The following is a 432-nucleotide window of genomic DNA, read 5'->3' on the forward strand; positions in this document are numbered from 1 at the left end:
GGGCCCCTCGTCCAAACAGTGCTCTACCTCCAATAATCATCACTTGAGGCTAGCCCTAAAGCTATTTCGGAGAGAACCAGCTATCTCCAGGTTCGATTGGAATTTCTCCGCTACCCTCAGTTCATCCGCTCACTTTTCAACGTAAGTCGGTTCGGTCCTCCATTCAGTGTTACCTGAACTTCAACCTGACCAAGGGTAGATCACCTGGTTTCGGGTCTACGACCAAATACTAAACGCCCTATTCAGACTCGCTTTCGCTACGGCTCCACATTTACTGCTTAACCTTGCATCAAATCGTAACTCGCCGGTTCATTCTACAAAAGGCACGCCATCACCCATTAACGGGCTCTGACTACTTGTAAGCACACGGTTTCAGGTTCTATTTCACTCCCCTTCCGGGGTGCTTTTCACCTTTCCCTCACGGTACTGGTT

General features: G+C 49.3%; 1 rRNA gene. It reads right to left on the reverse strand.

The annotated features are described in order from the left end of the window. A 23S ribosomal RNA gene (locus WCE05_RS26125) occupies positions 1-432 on the reverse strand; the annotation flags it as partial.

Source organism: Pseudomonas sp. I2, from assembly GCF_040984075.1.
Lineage (GTDB): Bacteria > Pseudomonadota > Gammaproteobacteria > Pseudomonadales > Pseudomonadaceae > Aquipseudomonas > Aquipseudomonas guariconensis_B.